Source organism: Dermacoccus sp. MPR-E5 (assembly GCF_058809565.1).
Genome location: NZ_JBXASS010000039.1, coordinates 1160 through 1574 on the forward strand (window position 1 = coordinate 1160; position 415 = coordinate 1574).

The window sequence follows — 415 nt, forward strand, 5'->3', positions numbered from 1 at the left end:
CTTACTACGATCAGCAGCACACCGTTGCGGCGCCCGCCGAAACGGCATTACTCAGCCTCTAACAAACCCGGGGCGATTCATGTCGCAGTTCGCTACACGCAGCGTCTTGGTGAGGCCGGTGCGGTCGCGTCCGTCGGATCGACGGGCGATTCGTACGACAACGCCCTGGCGGAGGCGTTCAACTCGTTGTTCAAGGCTGAACTCGTGCGAAACCGTGGCCCGTGGAAGAACATCGACGAGTTGGAGATCGCGATCGCGGAGTACGTCGACTGGTTCAACCACAAGCGCTTGCACGGCGAGATCGGGCTCGTCCCGCCGGTCGAGTTCGAGCAGGCTTACTACGATCAGCAGCACACCGTTGCGGCGCCCGCCGAAACGGCATTACTCAGCCTCTAACAAACCCGGGGCGATTCAG

At 61.4% G+C, this 415-nt stretch carries 1 protein-coding gene; it reads left to right on the plus strand.

Going from position 1 to position 415, the window contains the following annotated elements:
- A partial coding sequence (locus AC1RS9_RS14455; RefSeq protein ID WP_492921974.1) for an integrase core domain-containing protein occupies positions 1–396 on the plus strand: 396 nt, incomplete at its 5' end.
- Positions 397–415: the final 19 nt, after the last annotated feature.